Origin of the sequence: Streptomyces uncialis (assembly GCF_001905345.1) — a bacterium.
Taxonomy (GTDB): domain Bacteria; phylum Actinomycetota; class Actinomycetes; order Streptomycetales; family Streptomycetaceae; genus Streptomyces; species Streptomyces uncialis.
Genome location: NZ_LFBV01000008.1, coordinates 301,590 through 318,394, shown reverse-complemented (window position 1 = coordinate 318,394; position 16,805 = coordinate 301,590). Strand labels below are relative to the sequence as shown.

Genomic DNA, 16,805 nt, shown 5'->3' with positions numbered 1-16,805 from the left:
GGGCCGGAGCGGTCCCGGGGCTGCTGCCACAATGGGCCCGTGACCCGCGCATCCCTGGACAAGCAGCCGCACGAAGTCGCTTCGATGTTCGACGACGTCGCGGAACGGTACGACCTCACCAATGACGTCCTGTCCCTGGGACAGGACCGGATCTGGCGCCGCGCGGTCGCCAAGGCGGTCGACGCCCGGCCCGCGCAGCGGGTCCTCGACCTCGCCGCCGGTACCGCCACCTCCTCCCTGCCGTTCACCAAGGCCGGGGCGTACGTCGTGCCCTGCGACTTCTCGCTGGGCATGCTCCAGGTCGGCAAGCGGCGCCACCCCTGGCTGCCGCTCACCGCGGGCGACGCGACCCGGCTGCCCTTCAAGGACGACACCTTCGACGCGGTCACGATCTCCTTCGGGCTGCGCAACGTCCAGGGCACCGAGCGGGCGATGCGCGAGATGCTGCGGGTCACCCGGCCCGGCGGCCGGGTCGTGATCTGCGAGTTCTCGCACCCGACCTGGGCCCCCTTCCGCACCCTGTACACCGAGTACCTGATGCGGGCGCTGCCGCCGGTGGCCCGCCGGGTGTCGTCCAACCCCGACGCGTACGTGTACCTCGCCGAGTCCATCCGTGACTGGCCCGACCAGGCGGAGCTGGCGTCGATGCTGGGCGACGCGGGCTGGTCGCGGGTCGCGTGGCGCAATCTCTCGGGCGGTATCGCGACCCTGCACCGCGGCTTCAAGGACAGCTGAGCCCGTCCGGTTCCGCCTGTTCCGCCCGGTCTTCGTCCCCGCACCGCGCCTTCTCGCGCCGTTCGTCCGAACTTCCCGCCGCCCAGGGCTGTCTGAGGGGAACCGGTCGGCCGGAAGATGTGTCCGTTGAGTACGTGATGGCGCCCGACCACGGGCGCCGCACCTCTCGGTCCCGGACGACGGAGCGTGCTTTCATGGCGGCGTACTGCCCCTATTGCGGAACACCCGGCCCTGATGACGCCCGCTTCTGCATGAGCTGCGGTCGCGAACGCCCCCCGGTGCCCGGCGCACCGCCCGCCCCGTCCGCGCCACCGGGCCAGGCCCCGCCCACCGGAGCGATACCGGTACCGCCCCCGCCTACGGCCGCCCCGCCCGAGCCCGTCGCCCCACCAGCACCCACGACCCCGCCCGCACCGTCGTCCCCTCCAGCCCCGAAGTCCCTCACCGCCCCCACGACCGCACCACCCCCGGCGACCCAGCCCGCCCCGGCCGCCCCGGCCGTCCCGCCCGCTGCTCCGGCCCCGCAGTCACCGCCCGCACCCTCCGGCCCGCCCTCACCGTCCAGCCCGCCCTCACCCCCCGGCCCGCCCCCGCCCTCTGGTCCGCCTCCGTCGGGCGGACCGGCGACCGGACAGCACACGTACACCGCCTTCCCGCCCGGCCATGTGCTGCCCCCGCCGCCGCCCCCGCCCTCGAACGGCGCCGCGTTCCTGCGGCGGGCCCTCTCCGGGGACTGGAGCGGCGCGCTCCGGGCCGCCGTCTGGCCCCTGGTGTTCCTGACGGCCCTCGCCTTCGCCCTCGCCGTCCCCGGCTACGGACAGGACATGTCCGACGACGACGCGGTGGGCTTCGGCGACCGGTTCCAGATCACCCTCGCCCTCGTCCTCCAGGGGGTGGGCGGGGAGCTTGAGGCCGAGACCTCCCGGACCGACCGCTCCGACGACATCGGTCCCGGCGAGGACTGGGACAGCGCACAGCCCGGCGAGGACTCGTACGGCTACGAGCCCACCCTGTCCGAACAGTTGGGCGTGGCCACGAGCTCCATCGAGCTGATCCCGTTCACGGTCACCGTGGGCTGGCTGCTCACGCTCTACGCCGGACTGCGGCTGCTGCGCAACCGCGACCGGCGGCGGCTCGCGGCCGGCGCGACGGGGGCCGCGGCGCCCGGTACGGGACCGCCAGCCGGTCCCTGGGCCGGTGCCGCGCCCTGGACCAAGGGCGCCACCTCCGGACTTGAGGCGGCCCTGCGGGTCGGGCTGCTCGTCACCGCCGGAGTCCTCGTCCTCGCGCTGTTCGCGCAGCCGACCATCCAGGGCGTCGAGCTCTCCTCCGGGGTGCCGTTCGCCGTGCTGGGCGCCCTGCTGATGTCGGTCGTCCTGTCCGCCGTCGTGCTCGCCCGCGACGAACACACCGGCTGGCTCGCCGCCCGCCCCGGCCTCCAGGCCCTCACCCGGGCCTGCGGCACCGCCCTGCGGGCCATGACGTTCGCCCTCGCCCTCTGCTCGGTCGTCCTGCTGATCGTCTACACCCAGCTCGACGAGTTCGACGAGGGCGGCTCCCTGTACGGGGAGGACTTCCCCGCCACCCTGACCGTCCTCCTGCTCCTGCTGAACCTCGGCGTCGCCGGACTCGGACTGTCCTGGGGCGCCCCGGTCGAGGCGGAGTTCAGCTCCCGGCTGCGCCCCGAGGAGGAAGCGCTCGGGCTCTCCGAGCTGGGGGACCTGGTCGGTTCCTGGGCCGTCGCCGGGACCCTCGCGGTCGGCGCGGTGTCCGTACTGTTCCTCGGAGTGCTCGCCGCGCGGCGCCATGAGCGCCGCGCGGAACAACTCCTCGCGGGGGGACTGTTCCTGGGCCTGTTCCTGCTGCTCGCCGGGATCGGCGGCTACGGGATGACGCAGGGCGGGTCCTACCGGGGCGGGGAGACGATGCACGTGGGTACGGCGATTCCGGACGCGCTGCTGTTCGGCACGGTCTGGGTGGCGGGTGGGTTGCTGGCGGGCGCCCTGCTGGTCACCCTGCTGCGCCCCCCTACGGCTCCCCGCTGACGGCTGCGCCGCGCCTTCGCTCGCCCTTCTGAGGTCCGCCCGCCTGGACGCACGTGTCCCTGTGCGGGTACGTCCGGGGGTGCGCAGTTCCTCGCGCCCCTGGGGTTCCCCGCCTGGACGTACCTGTCCCTGTGCGGGTACGTCCGGGGGTGCGCAGTTCCCCGCGCCCCTGAGGTTCGTCCGGCTGGGCGCACTTGTTCCTGTGCGGGTCGTCCGGGGGTGCGCAGTTCCCCGCGCCCCTGGGGTGCTGCCCTATTACAGTGGCTTTTCGGGTGCGGGCCGTCCTCGTTTTTGCGCGGTTCCTCGCGCCCCTGAGGTCTGTCCGGCTGGGCGTTCTTGTTCCTGTGCGGGTCGTCCGGGGGTGCGCAGTTCCCCGCGCCCCTGGGTGGTGCCCCGTTACGGTCGTTTTTCGGGTGCGGGCCTTCCTCGTTTTGCGCAGTTCCCCGCGCCCCTTTGGGGGCGTCCGCCTGGGGCTGTCCGTCAGGTTGCGGGTGGGGTCAGGCTGCGGGGCGGCGTCAACCGGGGGCGGGGTTCAACCACACTCCTCGTGCAGTCGCCGGACTCAGCGAAGGGGGCGGGCGGGAATCTCTGCTCGCAGACTCCGATGCTCTTCAGTCGGACCACTGGACGTGTTACCGAGCGTGTCGGATCGAGGACGGAGAATCCCGACCGGCACCGACCCGAAGAACAAGCAGAACGCGCCCCAAAGGGGCGCGGGGAACTGCGCACAACCACCGAGCGACGGCACAGGAACGAAGGGCGCCCCGCCGGACCGACCTGGGAAGCGCAAGCGAAGGCGACCCGCGGGGAACCGCGCACCCCACGAACGACGGCTCAGGAACGAAGTCCGTCCCGCCGGACGGACCTGGGACCCACCCGGTCAGGGGATTGCTTCGACCTCGACGCCTCCCGGGGCCGGGTCGGGCCGCCGCGGCTCCCGTACCCCCGCACCGCCGTCGCCCTCGCCGGACGCCAGGTCGAACCATACGGTGACCGTCGCGCCCCGCGGCACCTCCACCCCGGCCGGCGGATACTGCCGCACCACGTACTCGACCACCGTCGAGACAAGATCGGGCCGGTCCGCCGCGGCGAGCAGCAATCCCTCGCTCTCCGCGACCTCACGCGCGTCCACCGCCATCAGACCGACGAAACGGGGCACACGTACATCCCGCGTTCTGGGTGCAATGCGCACATACTCACCCCCAGTCGTACCGGAAAGGGTAGCTCCAGCACCCGGCGCACCGGAACCGCCGCGACCCCCCGTACGCGGAGCGTGACCCCGCGTACCAAAGGGCGCGCGCGCCCTGGACGACGCGCGCCCTCGACCCTCCGTACGCCGCCGGTCACCCGCCCCCGGGCACCGCGCCGGAGGGCCGGGTCACAGCTCCAGCCGGAAGCAGTGCCCCCGCCGCCCCGTGGGCGTCGCGAAGGTCTCCACCCGTTCCATCCCGAGCCGCTCGGTCACCGCGAGGGAGCGGGCGTTGCGCGCGTCGACCATCGCCACGACGTGCCGCACCCCCGTGGCCCGTACCTCGTCGAGCCCGGCGAGCGCCGCCTCGGTCGCGTACCCCCGGCCCCAGTGGTCCCGCCCGAGCCGCCAGCCGATCTCCACCTCACCCACGGGCCCCCACGCGTGCGGCCACGGCTGCGCCCCGGTGAACCCGATGACCTCACCGGTGACGGGGCCGTCGGGGGCGTCGGGGGCGACCATCGTCCACAGGCAGAAGCCGAGTTCGGCGTGATGACGCCGTTGCCGGGCCGTCAGCTCCTCGTACACCGAGACCTCCGCCGACGCGCCCCCGTGGAACTCCATCACCTCCGGGTGGTCGAACACCCGGTGCCAGTGGTACGCGTCCTCGTGGGTGGGCACCCGCAGCCGTACGGCGGGCCGCGGGCGGTCCGGCGCGGCGGGCGCGGGAACCGCGGACCGGGAAGGGGCGGAGATGACGGACGCGGAGGGTGTCGCGGTGGTCGCGACGGGGTGCACGGGTTGGCTCACAGGGCGGCCCTTCAGCTCGCTGATCAGTACCGCCTCCTAGACTGCACTTGTCCAGTGCCGGTCGGCACGCAGAATTCCGAGTCCCGGGAGAACCCGTCGTGACCGAGCCCCTCTCCGAACACCACGCAGATGTGATCGTCGTCGGAGCCGGACCGGCGGGATCGACGACCGCGTACTACCTGGCCAAGGCGGGTCTGGACGTACTGCTGCTGGAGAAGACCGCCTTCCCGCGCGAGAAGGTGTGCGGCGACGGCCTCACGCCCCGCGCCACCAAACAGCTCGTCGCCATGGGCATCGACATCTCCGAGGAGGCGGGCTGGCTGCGCAACAAGGGCCTGCGGATCATCAGCGGGGGCGTACGGCTCCAGCTCGACTGGCCCGAGCTGGCCACCTTCCCGGACTACGGTCTGGTGCGCAAGCGCGACGACTTCGACGACCAACTCGCCCAGCAGGCGCAGAAGGCGGGCTCGCGGCTGTACGAGCGCTGCAACGTCGGCGCCCCGATCACCGACGACCGGACCGGCCGGATCACCGGTGTCGAGGCCAAGCTCGGCGAGGAGAAGACCCCGGTCACCTTCCACGCCCCGCTGGTCGTCGCCGCCGACGGCAACTCCACCCGGCTGTCGCTGGCGATGGGCCTGCACCGCCGGGAGGACCGCCCGATGGGCGTCGCCGTCCGGACGTACTTCACCTCGCCCCGGCACGAGGACGACTATCTGGAGTCCTGGCTGGAACTGTGGGACCGGCGCGGCCCGGTGGACCGGCTGCTCCCCGGCTACGGCTGGATCTTCGGGATGGGCGACGGCACGTCCAACGTCGGCCTCGGGGTCCTCAACACCTCCTCGTCCTTCAAGGAGCTGGACTGGCGCGAGGTACTCAAGGCGTGGTGCGCGTCGATGCCCGAGGAGTGGGGCTACACCGACGAGAACATGACCGGTCCGGTCCGGGGCGCGGCGCTGCCCATGGCGTTCAACCGCCAGCCGCACTACACCCGCGGACTGCTGCTCGTCGGTGACGCGGGCGGTCTGGTGAACCCGTTCAACGGCGAGGGCATCGCGTACGCGATGGAGTCCGGGCAGATCGCCGCCGATGTCATCGTGCAGGCGCACGCCCGCTCGACGGACGCCCAGCGTGAACTCGCGCTCCAGCGCTACCCGAAGGTCCTCAAGGACACCTACGGCGGTTACTACAACCTGGGCCGTGCCTTCGTGAAGCTCATCGGCAACCCGAAGATCATGCGGCTCGCGACCGAACGTGGCCTCACGCACCCCGTGCTGATGCGCTTCACCCTCAAGATGCTCGCCAACCTGACCGACCCCACCGGCGGCGACGCGATGGACCGCATCATCAACGGCCTCAGCAAGGTCGCTCCGCGCGCCTGACCCGCCCGCCCGGAGACCCGGCACACGGAAGGGCCGCCACCCCGAGGGGTGGCGGCCCTTTCCGCTGTACGAATCGTGCGGCGGTGCGGTGCTCAGAGCACCCGGACCGCGCCGTCGGCGGGGTAGCCCGACAGGTCCTGGATGACGACGCCCTTCGACGGGTTCGCCGCGTCCAGGTACTGGCCGTTACCGATGTAGACACCGGTGTGGTACGCGGAGCCCGCGCCACCCCAGTACAGGATGTCGCCGACCTGGAGGTTGGACGTGCCGACCTGGGTACCGGCCGTCGACTGCGTCTGCGAGGTGCGCGGGAGGTCGATCCCGGCCTCCTTGAACGCGGCCTGGACGAGGCCCGAGCAGTCCCACGAGTTCGGGCCCGTGCCGCCCATGACGTACGCGTCGCCGACCTGCGCCTTGAGGAAGGCGATGACGGAGCCGAGGTTGCCGCTCGCCGGCGCGGTGGTGCTCTCCGAGGAGGAACCCGTGGACGGGGCGCTGGTGCCCGTGGAGTCCGACGTGCCGGTGGACGGCGTGTCCGACTGCGGCGTGGACGTCGACGCGGGCGCGGCGGCCGTGGTGGTGGTGAGCGGGGCGCGCTCGGCGGTACGGGAGGCCCGCTCCGTCTCGGCGCGGCGCTCGGCCTCGGCCTTCGCCGCGCGCTCCGCGGCCTTCTTCTCGGCCTCGGCCTTGCGGACGGCCTCGGCCCGGTCCTTCTTGGCCTGCCCGGACGCCTTCTTGGCGGCCTGGTCCTGCTCGGCGCGGAGCTGCTCCTGCTGGGCCTGGAGCTCGTAGGCCGCGGCGGTGAGCTGGGTGGCACTCGCCGAGCGGGCGACCTGGGCCGAGAGGTCGGAGGTGAGCGTGGGCATTTCGATGGTCTCGGTCACGGGTGCGGCGGCGCTGGCCGATCCCGAAGCACCGGCCACGGCCAGGGTGCTGAGGACGCCACCGGCGACACCGGCACGCAGCTTGTTGCTGCCGCTGCGGCGGGGCTTCCGGTGGCTGGGTATGTGAGCGGTGTGGGACATGGGACAACCGCTATCAGGGTGCCACCGTTACCTTCAAGAAACGTGGTCTGCGCCACAGTTGCGGGCCACCCTGCGTGAATCCCGGGCGTGTCGGCTCTTATTGACGCCGTAACGGACAATACGGGCGTTGGTGATCATGCGTGTGATCACGGCTTTTCGTGGTTACGTCCGTATTGCCCCGCACCTACCACCCATCGATACGGTTGGCCAAGCCCGGCAATTCCCCCGGCCCCGCCGGTGTGGCGGAGGTCACGAGGGGATATCGCTACGGGCGGTTAGCGCCCAATGGGACCTTTTGTAGAAGTCTGCGCCAAAAAATGCGATACGAAACCTGACACAGCGTCACGCCTTCGCTCGCGCTTTCGAGGTCCCACCACTGGACGTACTTGTCCCCCCCCCACAGGCCACTCGTCGGGTGCGCAGTTCCCCGCGGGTCGCCCTTCGCTCGCGCTTCCCAGGTCTGTCCGGCTGGGCGCATTTGTTCCCGGTGCCGTCGCTCGGTGGGTGCGCAGTTCCCCGCGCCCCTGAGGTCGCGCCCCTTGCGGTTCCCGTGCGAGTGCGGATGGCCCGTGGTTGCTCGCGCAGTTCCCCGCGCCCCTGAGGTGCTGCCCCATCACGGTCGCTTCTTCGGGTGCGGGTCGCCCTCGTTCTTGCGCAGTTCCCCGCAGGTCGCCCTTCGCTCGCCCTTCGCTCGCGCTTGCCAGGTCTGTCCGGCTGGGCGTAGTTGTTCCCGGTGCCGTCGCTCGGTGGTTTCGCGCAGTTCCCCGCGCCCCTTAAGTGCTGCCCTCTTGCGGTCGCTTCTTCAGGTGCGGCTCGCCCTCGTTCTCGCGCAGTTCCCCGCGCCCCTGACGGGGCACCCCTCTCCTCGCGCAGTCGCGTTGCTGCGGGAGGGGGTGGGCGGGAATCTCTGCCCGCAGACTCCGATGCTCTTCAGCAGGGCAAGGGGAGCGTCCGACCGAGCGCGTTGGAGCGAGGACGGAGAATCCCGACCGGCCCCGACCCGAAGAACAAACAGAACGCGCCCCAAAGGGGCGCGGGGAACTGCGCAGAACCACCGAGCGACGGCACAGCAACGAAGTACGCCCAGCCGGACGGACCTGGGAAGCGCAAGCGAAGGCGACCCGCGGGGAACTGCGCAAAACCCACGAGCGACGGCACAGCACCGAAGTACGCCCAGCCGGACGGACCTAGGAAGCGCAAGCGAAGGCGACCCGCGGGGAACCGCGAAACCACCGAGCGACGGCACAGCACCGAAGTACGCCCGCCCGGGCAGACCTCGAAAGCCCAAGCGAAGGCGGATCGTGAAAACGGGCACGCACTCCCACCCCCGTCCACACGCACCTCACCCCCGTCCACACCCCACAGCCCCGCCGGCGAGGTGTGAACGCTCCACTATCAGCGCCCCGCGTCCAACGCGAATTTGCTGCACGCGCCCGCTCCTTGATATTGCAAACGCCCTCCCACCTGCACCGACGAGGCAACTTGTCACGTCTCGTAACCACCCCACCGCTTCGCGTACGAAGATCACCCCTCATCCGGCTTGGTGATCCTTCGCCGGGTGGTGGAGATCACAAAGGCGATCATGGACCCCGTGTCGCAGATCACAGACCCGCAGGCATAGGATGCACGGCAGTTGGGCTTGTGACCTGCTTCACATGAACACGATCTTGGGAACCGATCCGCGAGGGCTGCGGAGCGCCCCCCAAGGCCGGTGAGGCTCATGAGGCGCACGGAACCGAGGAGTTCCGTGGGGCTCATGGGACGGGTGGGGCGGGTGACGGGTTCGACGCCTCCCCGGCCCCGAGGCCGCGGGGGGACCGCCGAAGCAGTCAGTGCCGACTGAAGGGAGCGAGGAGCGGTGAACGCTTATGCGCCCATCCTCGTACTGGGAGCCCTCGGGGCAGGCTTTGCGATCTTCTCCGTGGTCATGGCCACGCTTATCGGTCCAAAGCGTTACAACCGAGCGAAGCTCGAAGCGTATGAATGCGGGATCGAGCCGACACCAACGCCTGCGGGCGGCGGACGGTTCCCGATCAAGTACTACCTCACGGCGATGCTCTTCATCATCTTCGATATCGAGATCGTCTTCCTCTACCCCTGGGCCGTCAGTTTCGACGCCCTCGGGTTGTTCGGGCTCGTGGAGATGCTGCTCTTCGTGCTCACCGTCTTCGTCGCGTACGCGTACGTATGGCGGCGCGGCGGCCTGGAATGGGACTGAAACCCGCGAGGGACAGAAGGGTCTAGGGGCCACCAATGGGACTCGAAGAGAAGCTGCCGAGCGGTTTTCTGCTGACCACCGTCGAACAGGCCGCGGGCTGGGTGCGCAAGGCGTCCGTCTTTCCCGCCACCTTCGGCCTCGCGTGCTGCGCGATCGAGATGATGACGACGGGCGCGGGTCGCTACGACCTCGCCCGCTTCGGCATGGAGGTCTTCCGCGGTTCACCGCGCCAGGCCGACCTCATGATCGTCGCCGGACGGGTCAGTCAGAAGATGGCGCCGGTACTGCGGCAGGTCTACGACCAGATGCCGAACCCCAAGTGGGTCATCTCGATGGGCGTCTGCGCGTCCTCGGGCGGCATGTTCAACAACTACGCGATCGTCCAGGGCGTCGACCACGTCGTCCCCGTCGACATCTATCTCCCCGGCTGCCCGCCGCGGCCCGAGATGCTGTTGGACGCGATCCTCAAGCTCCACCAGAAGATCCAGAGCTCCAAGCTCGGCGTGAACGCCGAGGAAGCGGCCCGCGAGGCGGAGGAGGCGGCGCTCAAGGCGCTCCCCACCATCGAGATGAAGGGGCTGCTGCGATGAGCGAGGGCAATGGCGTGAACCCCGACCGGGACCTCAACGAACAGAACCTGCCGGGGCAGCGCGGCGACCACGGCGAGGAGATCCGCGTCCAGCGCGGCATGTTCGGCGCCTCGGGCGGCGGTGACACCTCCGGCTTCGGCGGGCTGGTGCGCTCCGTGCGGCTGCCGGGCGCGGCGGTCCGCCCGTACGGCGGCTGGTTCGACGAGGTCGCCGACGAGCTGGAAGGGGCCCTGGAGGAACAGGGTCTCGTCCCGGAGAACGCGATCGAGAAGACCGTGGTCGACCGGGACGAACTGACCTTCCACGTCGAACGCGGCTACCTGGTGCGCGTCGCGCAGACCCTGCGCGACGACCCGGCGCTCCGCTTCGAACTGTGCACCGGGGTCAGCGGGGTGCACTACCCCAGCGACAAGGGCCGTGAGCTGCACGCCGTCTACCACCTGCGGTCGATCACCCACAACCGGCTGATCCGGGTGGAGGTCTGTGCCCCTGACAGCGACCCGCACATCCCCTCGCTGGTGCGGGTCTACCCGACCAACGACTGGCACGAGCGTGAGACGTACGACTTCTTCGGGATCGTCTTCGACGGCCATCCCGCGCTCACCCGGATCATGATGCCGGACGACTGGCAGGGCTTCCCGCAGCGCAAGGACTACCCCCTGGGCGGTATCCCCGTCGAGTACAAGGGCGCCCAGATCCCGGCTCCCGACCAGCGGAGGTCGTACTCCTGATGACCACTTCATCTGCGTTTCCCAGGGAAACCACCGAGGGCACCGTCTACACGGTCACCGGCGGCGACTGGGACGAAGTCGTCCAGACGGCGGCCAAGGCGGACGACGAGCGCATCATCGTCAACATGGGCCCCCAGCACCCCTCCACCCACGGGGTGCTCCGGCTGATCCTGGAGATCGACGGCGAGACGGTCACCGAGGCCCGCTGCGGGATCGGCTACCTCCACACCGGGATCGAGAAGAACCTCGAATACCGGACCTGGACCCAGGGCACGACCTTCGTGACCCGGATGGACTATCTGACGCCGTTCTTCAACGAGGCCGCCTACTGCCTCGCCGTGGAGCGGCTGCTCGGTATCGAGGACGAGATCCCCGACCGGGCGACGATCGTCCGGGTGCTCCTGATGGAGCTCAACCGGCTGTCGTCGCACCTGGTGTGCATCGCCACCGGCGGGATGGAACTCGGCGCCACCACGATCATGATCTACGGCTTCCGGGACCGGGAACTCATCCTGGACCTGTTCGAGTTGATCACCGGTCTGCGGATGAACCACGCGTACATCCGGCCCGGCGGACTCTCCCAGGACCTGCCGCCCGGCGCGGTCCAGCAGATGCGGGACTTCGTCAAGACGATGAAGAAGAACCTCCCCGAGTACGACAAGCTCGCCACGGGGAACCCCATCTTCAAGGCCCGTATGCAGGACGTGGGACATCTCGACCTCACCGGCTGCATGGCCCTCGGCGCCACCGGGCCCGTGCTGCGCTCCGCCGGACTCCCGCACGACCTGCGCAAGACGCAGCCCTACTGCGGGTACGAGACCTACGACTTCGAGGTCCCGACCACCGACACCTGCGACTCCTACGGACGCTTCCTGATCCGGCTGGAGGAGATGCGCCAGTCGCTGCGCATCGTCGAGCAGTGTCTGGACCGGCTGGAGCCCGGTCCGGTGATGGTCGCCGACAAGAAGATCGCCTGGCCCGCGCAGCTCGCGCAGGGGCCCGACGGACTCGGCAACTCGCTCGACCACATCAAGAAGATCATGGGCACCTCCATGGAGGCCCTGATCCACCACTTCAAGCTGGTGACCGAGGGCTTCCGGGTCCCCGCCGGCCAGGTGTACGCCGCCGTCGAGTCCCCCAAGGGCGAACTCGGGGTGCACGCCGTGTCCGACGGCGGTACCCGCCCGTTCCGGGTGCACTTCCGCGACCCGTCGTTCACCAACCTCCAGGCCATGGCGGCGATGTGCGAGGGCGGCCAGGTCGCCGACGTCATCGTCGCTGTCGCGTCCATCGACCCCGTGATGGGAGGCGTCGACCGGTGAGCGCCACACCTTCCGAGGTGAGCCTCGGGATGCCCCAGCTCCCCGCCCCCGACTACCCGGCCGACGTCCGTGCCCGGCTGGAGGCGGACGCCGGGGAGCTGATCTCCCGCTACCCGGACTCCCGCTCGGCACTGCTGCCGCTGCTGCACCTCGTCCAGGGCGAGGAGGGCCATGTCACCCGGACCGGGGTGCGGTTCTGCGCGGAGGTCCTGGAACTGACGACGGCCGAGGTCACCGCCGTCGCCACCTTCTACTCGATGTACCGGCGCAAGCCGGGCGGGGAGTACCAGGTCGGCGTGTGCACCAACACGCTGTGCGCCGTCATGGGCGGTGACGCCATCTTCGACACCCTCAAGGAACATCTGGGTGTCGGCAACGGCGAGACCACCGAGGACGGCAAGGTCACCCTCGAACACATCGAGTGCAACGCGGCCTGCGACTTCGCGCCCGTGGTGATGGTGAACTGGGAGTTCTTCGACAACCAGACCCCCGGCTCCGCGATCCGCCTCGTCGACGACCTGCGCGCGGGCGCCACCGTGGAACCCACGCGCGGGGCGCCGCTGTGCAGCTTCAAGGAGACCTCCCGCATCCTCGCGGGCTTCCCCGACGAGCGCCCCGGAGCCGTCGAGGCGACCGGCGGCGCCGGACCCGCGTCCCTCATCGGGCTGCGGCTGGCCAAGGGCGAGCCCACCGCGAAGGTCGTCTCACCGCGCACCGGCGGACCGGGCGGCCGGACCGCCGACGACCGGGCCCCGGAGGGCCGTACCCGCGCCGCCGAGCACCTCAGCTCGCACGACGCACCGCAGGACACCTCGGCGTCCGACCCGTCCCATCCGTCGGGTCCGGTCACCGGGAATGCCGGGGACCCCGGCATCACCGAGGAGGGGGAGTGATGACGTTGGCGCCGGAGATCAGCCACCACAATCCGGAGAAACTGCTCTCACCGGTCCTGTCGGCCTTCTGGGACGAGGAGAACTCCTGGTCCCTGGACGTCTACCGGCGGCACGACGGGTACGAGGGACTGCGCAAGGCCCTCGCCATGTCACCGGACGAACTCATCGCCTACGTCAAGGAATCCGGCCTGCGCGGCCGGGGCGGCGCGGGCTTCCCCACGGGCATGAAGTGGCAGTTCATCCCCCAGGGCGACGGCAAACCCCACTACCTGGTGGTCAACGCCGATGAATCGGAGCCCGGGACCTGCAAGGACATCCCGCTCCTCTTCGCCAACCCGCATTCCCTCATCGAGGGCATCGTCATCGCCTGCTACGCCATCCGCTCGCAGCACGCGTTCATCTATCTGCGCGGTGAGGTCGTCCCCGTGCTGCGCAGACTGCACGAGGCCGTGCGTGAGGCGTACGACGCGGGCTATCTCGGCAAGGACATCCTCGGCAGCGGACTGGACCTCGACCTCGTCGTCCACGCCGGCGCCGGCGCGTACATCTGCGGCGAGGAGACCGCGCTGCTCGACTCGCTCGAAGGCCGCCGCGGTCAGCCGCGACTGCGTCCTCCCTTCCCGGCCGTCGCGGGCCTCTACGCGTGCCCCACTGTGGTGAACAACGTCGAGTCCATCGCTTCGGTTCCCGCGATCCTGCACCGGGGCAAGGACTGGTTCCGCTCGCTCGGCAGCGAGAAGTCCCCGGGCTTCACGCTGTACTCGCTCAGCGGCCATGTCGCGGGCCCCGGCCAGTACGAGGCACCGCTCGGGATCACCCTGCGCCAGCTGCTCGACATGAGCGGCGGGATGCGCCCCGGCCACCGCCTCAAGTTCTGGACCCCCGGCGGCTCCTCGACCCCGCTGCTCACCGACGAGCACCTGGACGTCCCCCTCGACTACGAGGGTGTCGCCGCCGCCGGGTCGATGCTCGGCACCAAGGCGCTCCAGTGCTTCGACGAGACGACCTGCGTGGTGCGGGCCGTCACCCGCTGGACCGAGTTCTACGCCCACGAGTCCTGCGGCAAGTGCACCCCCTGCCGTGAAGGCACCTACTGGCTCGTCCAGTTGATGCGGGACATCGAGGCCGGCAAGGGCGTCATGAGCGATCTCGACAAGCTCAACGACATCGCCGACAACATCAACGGAAAGTCCTTCTGCGCCCTCGGCGACGGAGCCGCGTCGCCGATCTTCTCCTCGCTCCAGTACTTCCGTGACGAGTACGAGCAGCACATCACCGGTCGTGGCTGCCCGTTCGACCCGGCCCGGTCCACCGCCTGGGCCGACAACCCCGCCGACACCACGGAGGTGAACGCATGACGGTCACCACTGGCGCTCCCTCCGGGAGCTCGGGGGCGGCGGTCCCGCCCGAGGACCTCGTGTCCCTGACGATCGACGGCGTCGGCATCAGCGTGCCCAAGGGCACCCTGGTGATCCGTGCCGCCGAACTGCTCGGCATCGAGATCCCCCGCTTCTGCGACCACCCCCTCCTCGACCCCGCGGGCGCCTGCCGCCAGTGCATCGTCGAGGTGGAGGGCCAGCGCAAGCCGATGGCGTCCTGCACGATCACCTGCACCGACGGCATGGTCGTGAAGACCCAGATCACCTCGCCCGTCGCCGAGAAGGCCCAGCGCGGGGTGATGGAGCTGCTGCTCATCAACCACCCGCTGGACTGCCCGGTCTGCGACAAGGGCGGCGAGTGCCCGCTCCAGAACCAGGCCATGGCGGTCGGTTCGGCGGACTCCCGCTTCGAGGGGAGGAAGCGCACCTTCGAGAAGCCCGTACCGATCTCCACCCAGGTGCTCCTCGACCGTGAGCGCTGTGTGCTGTGCGCGCGCTGCACCCGCTTCAGCAACCAGATCGCGGGCGACCCGATGATCGAGCTGATCGAGCGCGGCGCCCTCCAGCAGGTCGGCACCGGCGAGGGCGACCCCTTCGAGTCGTACTTCTCCGGGAACACCATCCAGATCTGCCCGGTGGGCGCGCTGACCTCGGCGGCGTACCGGTTCCGCTCCCGGCCCTTCGACCTGGTGTCGTCGCCGAGCGTGTGCGAGCACTGCTCCGGCGGCTGCGCCACCCGCACCGACCACCGGCGCGGCAAGGTCATGCGCCGTCTCGCGGCGGACGACCCCGAGGTCAACGAGGAGTGGATGTGCGACAAGGGCCGCTTCGGGTTCCGCTACGCGCAGCGCCCCGACCGGCTCCAGCAGCCGCTGGTGCGCGACGCCGCGTCGGGTGAGCTGGAGCCCGCGAGCTGGCCCGAGGCACTGGACGCGGCGGCCCGCGGGCTCGCCGCCGCCCGTGGCCGTACCGGTGTGCTGACCGGTGGCCGGCTGACCGTCGAGGACGCCTACGCGTACAGCAAGTTCGCGCGCGTGGCGCTCGACACCAACGACATCGACTTCCGCGCGCGCGTGCACAGCGCCGAGGAGGCCGACTTCCTGGCCGCCCGGGTCGCGGGCCACGGCCGGGACCTCGACGGCGACGGTGTCACCTACCGCACGCTGGAACAGGCGCCCGCCGTGCTCCTCGTCGGCTTCGAGGCCGAGGAGGAGGCGCCCGGGGTGTTCCTGCGGCTGCGCAAGGCGTGGCGCACCCACGGACAGCAGGTGTTCGCGCTCGCCACGCACGCCAGCCGGGGTCTGAAGAAGGCCGGCGGCACGCTGCTGCCCGCCGCGCCCGGCACCGAGACCGAGTGGCTGGACGCGCTCGCGAGCGGGGTCGGTCTGGAGGCGGGCGGTGAGCGGGCCGCGGAGGCGCTGCGCGCCGAAGGGTCCGTGCTGGTGGTCGGGGAGCGTCTCGCCGCCGTGCGGGGCGGTCTGACGGCCGCCGTGCGGGCCGCGACCGCGACCGGCGCGCGGCTGGTGTGGATTCCGCGCCGCTCCGGTGAGCGGGGCGCGATCGAGGCGGGCGCGCTGCCGTCGCTGCTGCCGGGCGGCCGTCCGGCGACCGACCCGCGCGCGCGGCAGGAGATCGCCGTCGCCTGGGGGGTCGCCGAACTCCCGCACCGTTACGGCCGTGACACCGGGGAGATCGTGGAGGCCGCCGCCGGTGGTCTGCTCGGCGCGCTCCTGGTGGGCGGGGTCGAGGTCGCGGATCTGCCGGACCCCACGCGCGCGCGCGGCGCGCTCGACGGGGCGGGCTTCGTGGTCTCCCTGGAGCTGCGGCCCAGCGAGGTCACGGACCGCGCGGACGTGGTCCTGCCGGTCGCCGCGGTCGCGGAGAAGGCGGGCACGTTCCTCAACTGGGAGGGCCGGGGCCGTCCGTTCGAGGCGGCGCTGAAGCCCGAGCAGATGACGCGGCGGGTCGCGCCGACCGACGCGCGGGTGCTCCAGATGCTGGCCGACGCGATGGACGTCCATCTGGGTCTGCCGGATCTGCGCACCCTGCGCGGGGAGCTGGACCGCCTCGGCGGCTGGGACGGCCCGCGCGCGGGCGACCCCCTGGAGTCGGGGACGGCCCTGCCGCGACCGGCCGCCGGGGAGGCGGTCCTCGCCGGGCACCGGCTGCTGCTGGACCAGGGACGTCTCCAGGACGGCGACGACGCCCTGGCCGGGACCCGGCATCCCGCCGTCGCCCGGCTGTCGGCGACGACGGCGGCCGAGGCGGGCGTCAAGGACGGCGACGTCCTCGCGGTGACGGGTCCCGCCGGGAGCACGGCGCTTGTGCTGCGGGTGACCCGGATGCCGGACCGGGTGGTGTGGCTGCCGCTGAACTCGGCGGGCGCGGGTGTCACCGGTGACACCGGAGCGCGTCCCGGCGAACTCGTCCGTATCGGTCCGGCGGTGGAGCCGGTGTCACAGGAGGCCACGGAGGTGGAGTCATGA

Annotated in this window: 13 protein-coding genes and 1 pseudogene; 11 read left to right on the top strand and 3 right to left on the bottom strand. The window is 71.0% G+C overall.

Annotation, left to right across the window (positions count from 1 at the left end):
- Positions 1–39: 39 nt before the first annotated feature.
- From AB852_RS27935 to AB852_RS27930, 3 genes and pseudogenes are all read left to right on the top strand, one after another.
- Complete coding sequence (locus AB852_RS27935; RefSeq protein ID WP_073792971.1) at positions 40–735, top strand: demethylmenaquinone methyltransferase; 696 nt, start codon at positions 40–42, stop codon at positions 733–735.
- A 137-nt stretch (positions 736–872) separates the two neighbouring features.
- Positions 873–998 (top strand): annotated as a pseudogene (locus AB852_RS41685) (zinc-ribbon domain-containing protein); the annotation flags it as partial.
- 402 nt (positions 999–1,400) lie between these two features.
- Positions 1,401–2,780 carry a hypothetical protein gene (locus AB852_RS27930; RefSeq protein WP_073792970.1) on the top strand — a complete coding sequence of 460 codons (1,380 nt, stop codon included), beginning with the start codon at positions 1,401–1,403 and terminating at the stop codon, positions 2,778–2,780.
- Positions 2,781–3,660: 880 nt separating this feature from the next.
- Here the strand turns inward: AB852_RS27930 and AB852_RS27925 are convergent.
- Entirely contained in the window at positions 3,661–3,972 is a 312-nt protein-coding gene (locus AB852_RS27925) for a PASTA domain-containing protein (RefSeq protein ID WP_073792969.1), read from the bottom strand.
- A gap of 186 nt (positions 3,973–4,158) precedes the next feature.
- Complete coding sequence (locus tag AB852_RS27920; RefSeq protein ID WP_073793092.1) at positions 4,159–4,725, bottom strand: GNAT family N-acetyltransferase; 567 nt, start codon at positions 4,723–4,725, stop codon at positions 4,159–4,161.
- Between the two features lie 152 nt (positions 4,726–4,877).
- Here AB852_RS27920 and AB852_RS27915 point away from each other — a divergent pair, with 152 nt between their 5' ends.
- Complete coding sequence (locus tag AB852_RS27915) at positions 4,878–6,161, top strand: geranylgeranyl reductase family protein (protein WP_073792968.1); 1,284 nt, start codon at positions 4,878–4,880, stop codon at positions 6,159–6,161.
- Between the two features lie 92 nt (positions 6,162–6,253).
- Here AB852_RS27915 and AB852_RS27910 read toward each other — a convergent pair whose 3' ends face one another.
- A complete protein-coding gene (locus tag AB852_RS27910; protein WP_073792967.1) occupies positions 6,254–7,186 on the bottom strand; it encodes a C40 family peptidase in 933 nt (310 codons plus the stop codon).
- Positions 7,187–9,044: 1,858 nt separating this feature from the next.
- On the opposite strand from AB852_RS27910, the gene AB852_RS27905 reads away from it, so the two are divergent.
- From AB852_RS27905 to AB852_RS27875, 7 genes are read left to right on the top strand one after another with little or no spacing between them, the layout of a single operon-like run.
- Positions 9,045–9,404: an NADH-quinone oxidoreductase subunit A gene (locus AB852_RS27905; protein ID WP_073792966.1), complete on the top strand. Its 360-nt coding sequence runs from the start codon at positions 9,045–9,047 to the stop codon at positions 9,402–9,404.
- A gap of 35 nt (positions 9,405–9,439) precedes the next feature.
- On the top strand, positions 9,440–9,994 hold the full coding sequence (locus AB852_RS27900; protein ID WP_073792965.1) for a NuoB/complex I 20 kDa subunit family protein: 555 nt from the start codon (positions 9,440–9,442) through the stop codon (positions 9,992–9,994).
- On the top strand, positions 9,991–10,725 hold the full coding sequence (locus AB852_RS27895; protein WP_073792964.1) for an NADH-quinone oxidoreductase subunit C: 735 nt from the start codon (positions 9,991–9,993) through the stop codon (positions 10,723–10,725). Before AB852_RS27900 ends, AB852_RS27895 begins: the two co-directional genes overlap by 4 nt.
- Entirely contained in the window at positions 10,725–12,047 is a 1,323-nt protein-coding gene (locus AB852_RS27890) for an NADH-quinone oxidoreductase subunit D (protein WP_073792963.1), read from the top strand. Before AB852_RS27895 ends, AB852_RS27890 begins: the two co-directional genes overlap by 1 nt.
- Entirely contained in the window at positions 12,044–12,940 is an 897-nt protein-coding gene (gene nuoE, locus AB852_RS27885) for an NADH-quinone oxidoreductase subunit NuoE (protein WP_073792962.1), read from the top strand. Before AB852_RS27890 ends, nuoE begins: the two co-directional genes overlap by 4 nt.
- On the top strand, positions 12,937–14,298 hold the full coding sequence (gene nuoF, locus AB852_RS27880; RefSeq protein ID WP_178391130.1) for an NADH-quinone oxidoreductase subunit NuoF: 1,362 nt from the start codon (positions 12,937–12,939) through the stop codon (positions 14,296–14,298). Before nuoE ends, nuoF begins: the two co-directional genes overlap by 4 nt.
- Positions 14,295–16,805 carry an NADH-quinone oxidoreductase subunit G gene (locus tag AB852_RS27875; RefSeq protein ID WP_073792960.1) on the top strand — a complete coding sequence of 837 codons (2,511 nt, stop codon included), beginning with the start codon at positions 14,295–14,297 and terminating at the stop codon, positions 16,803–16,805. Before nuoF ends, AB852_RS27875 begins: the two co-directional genes overlap by 4 nt.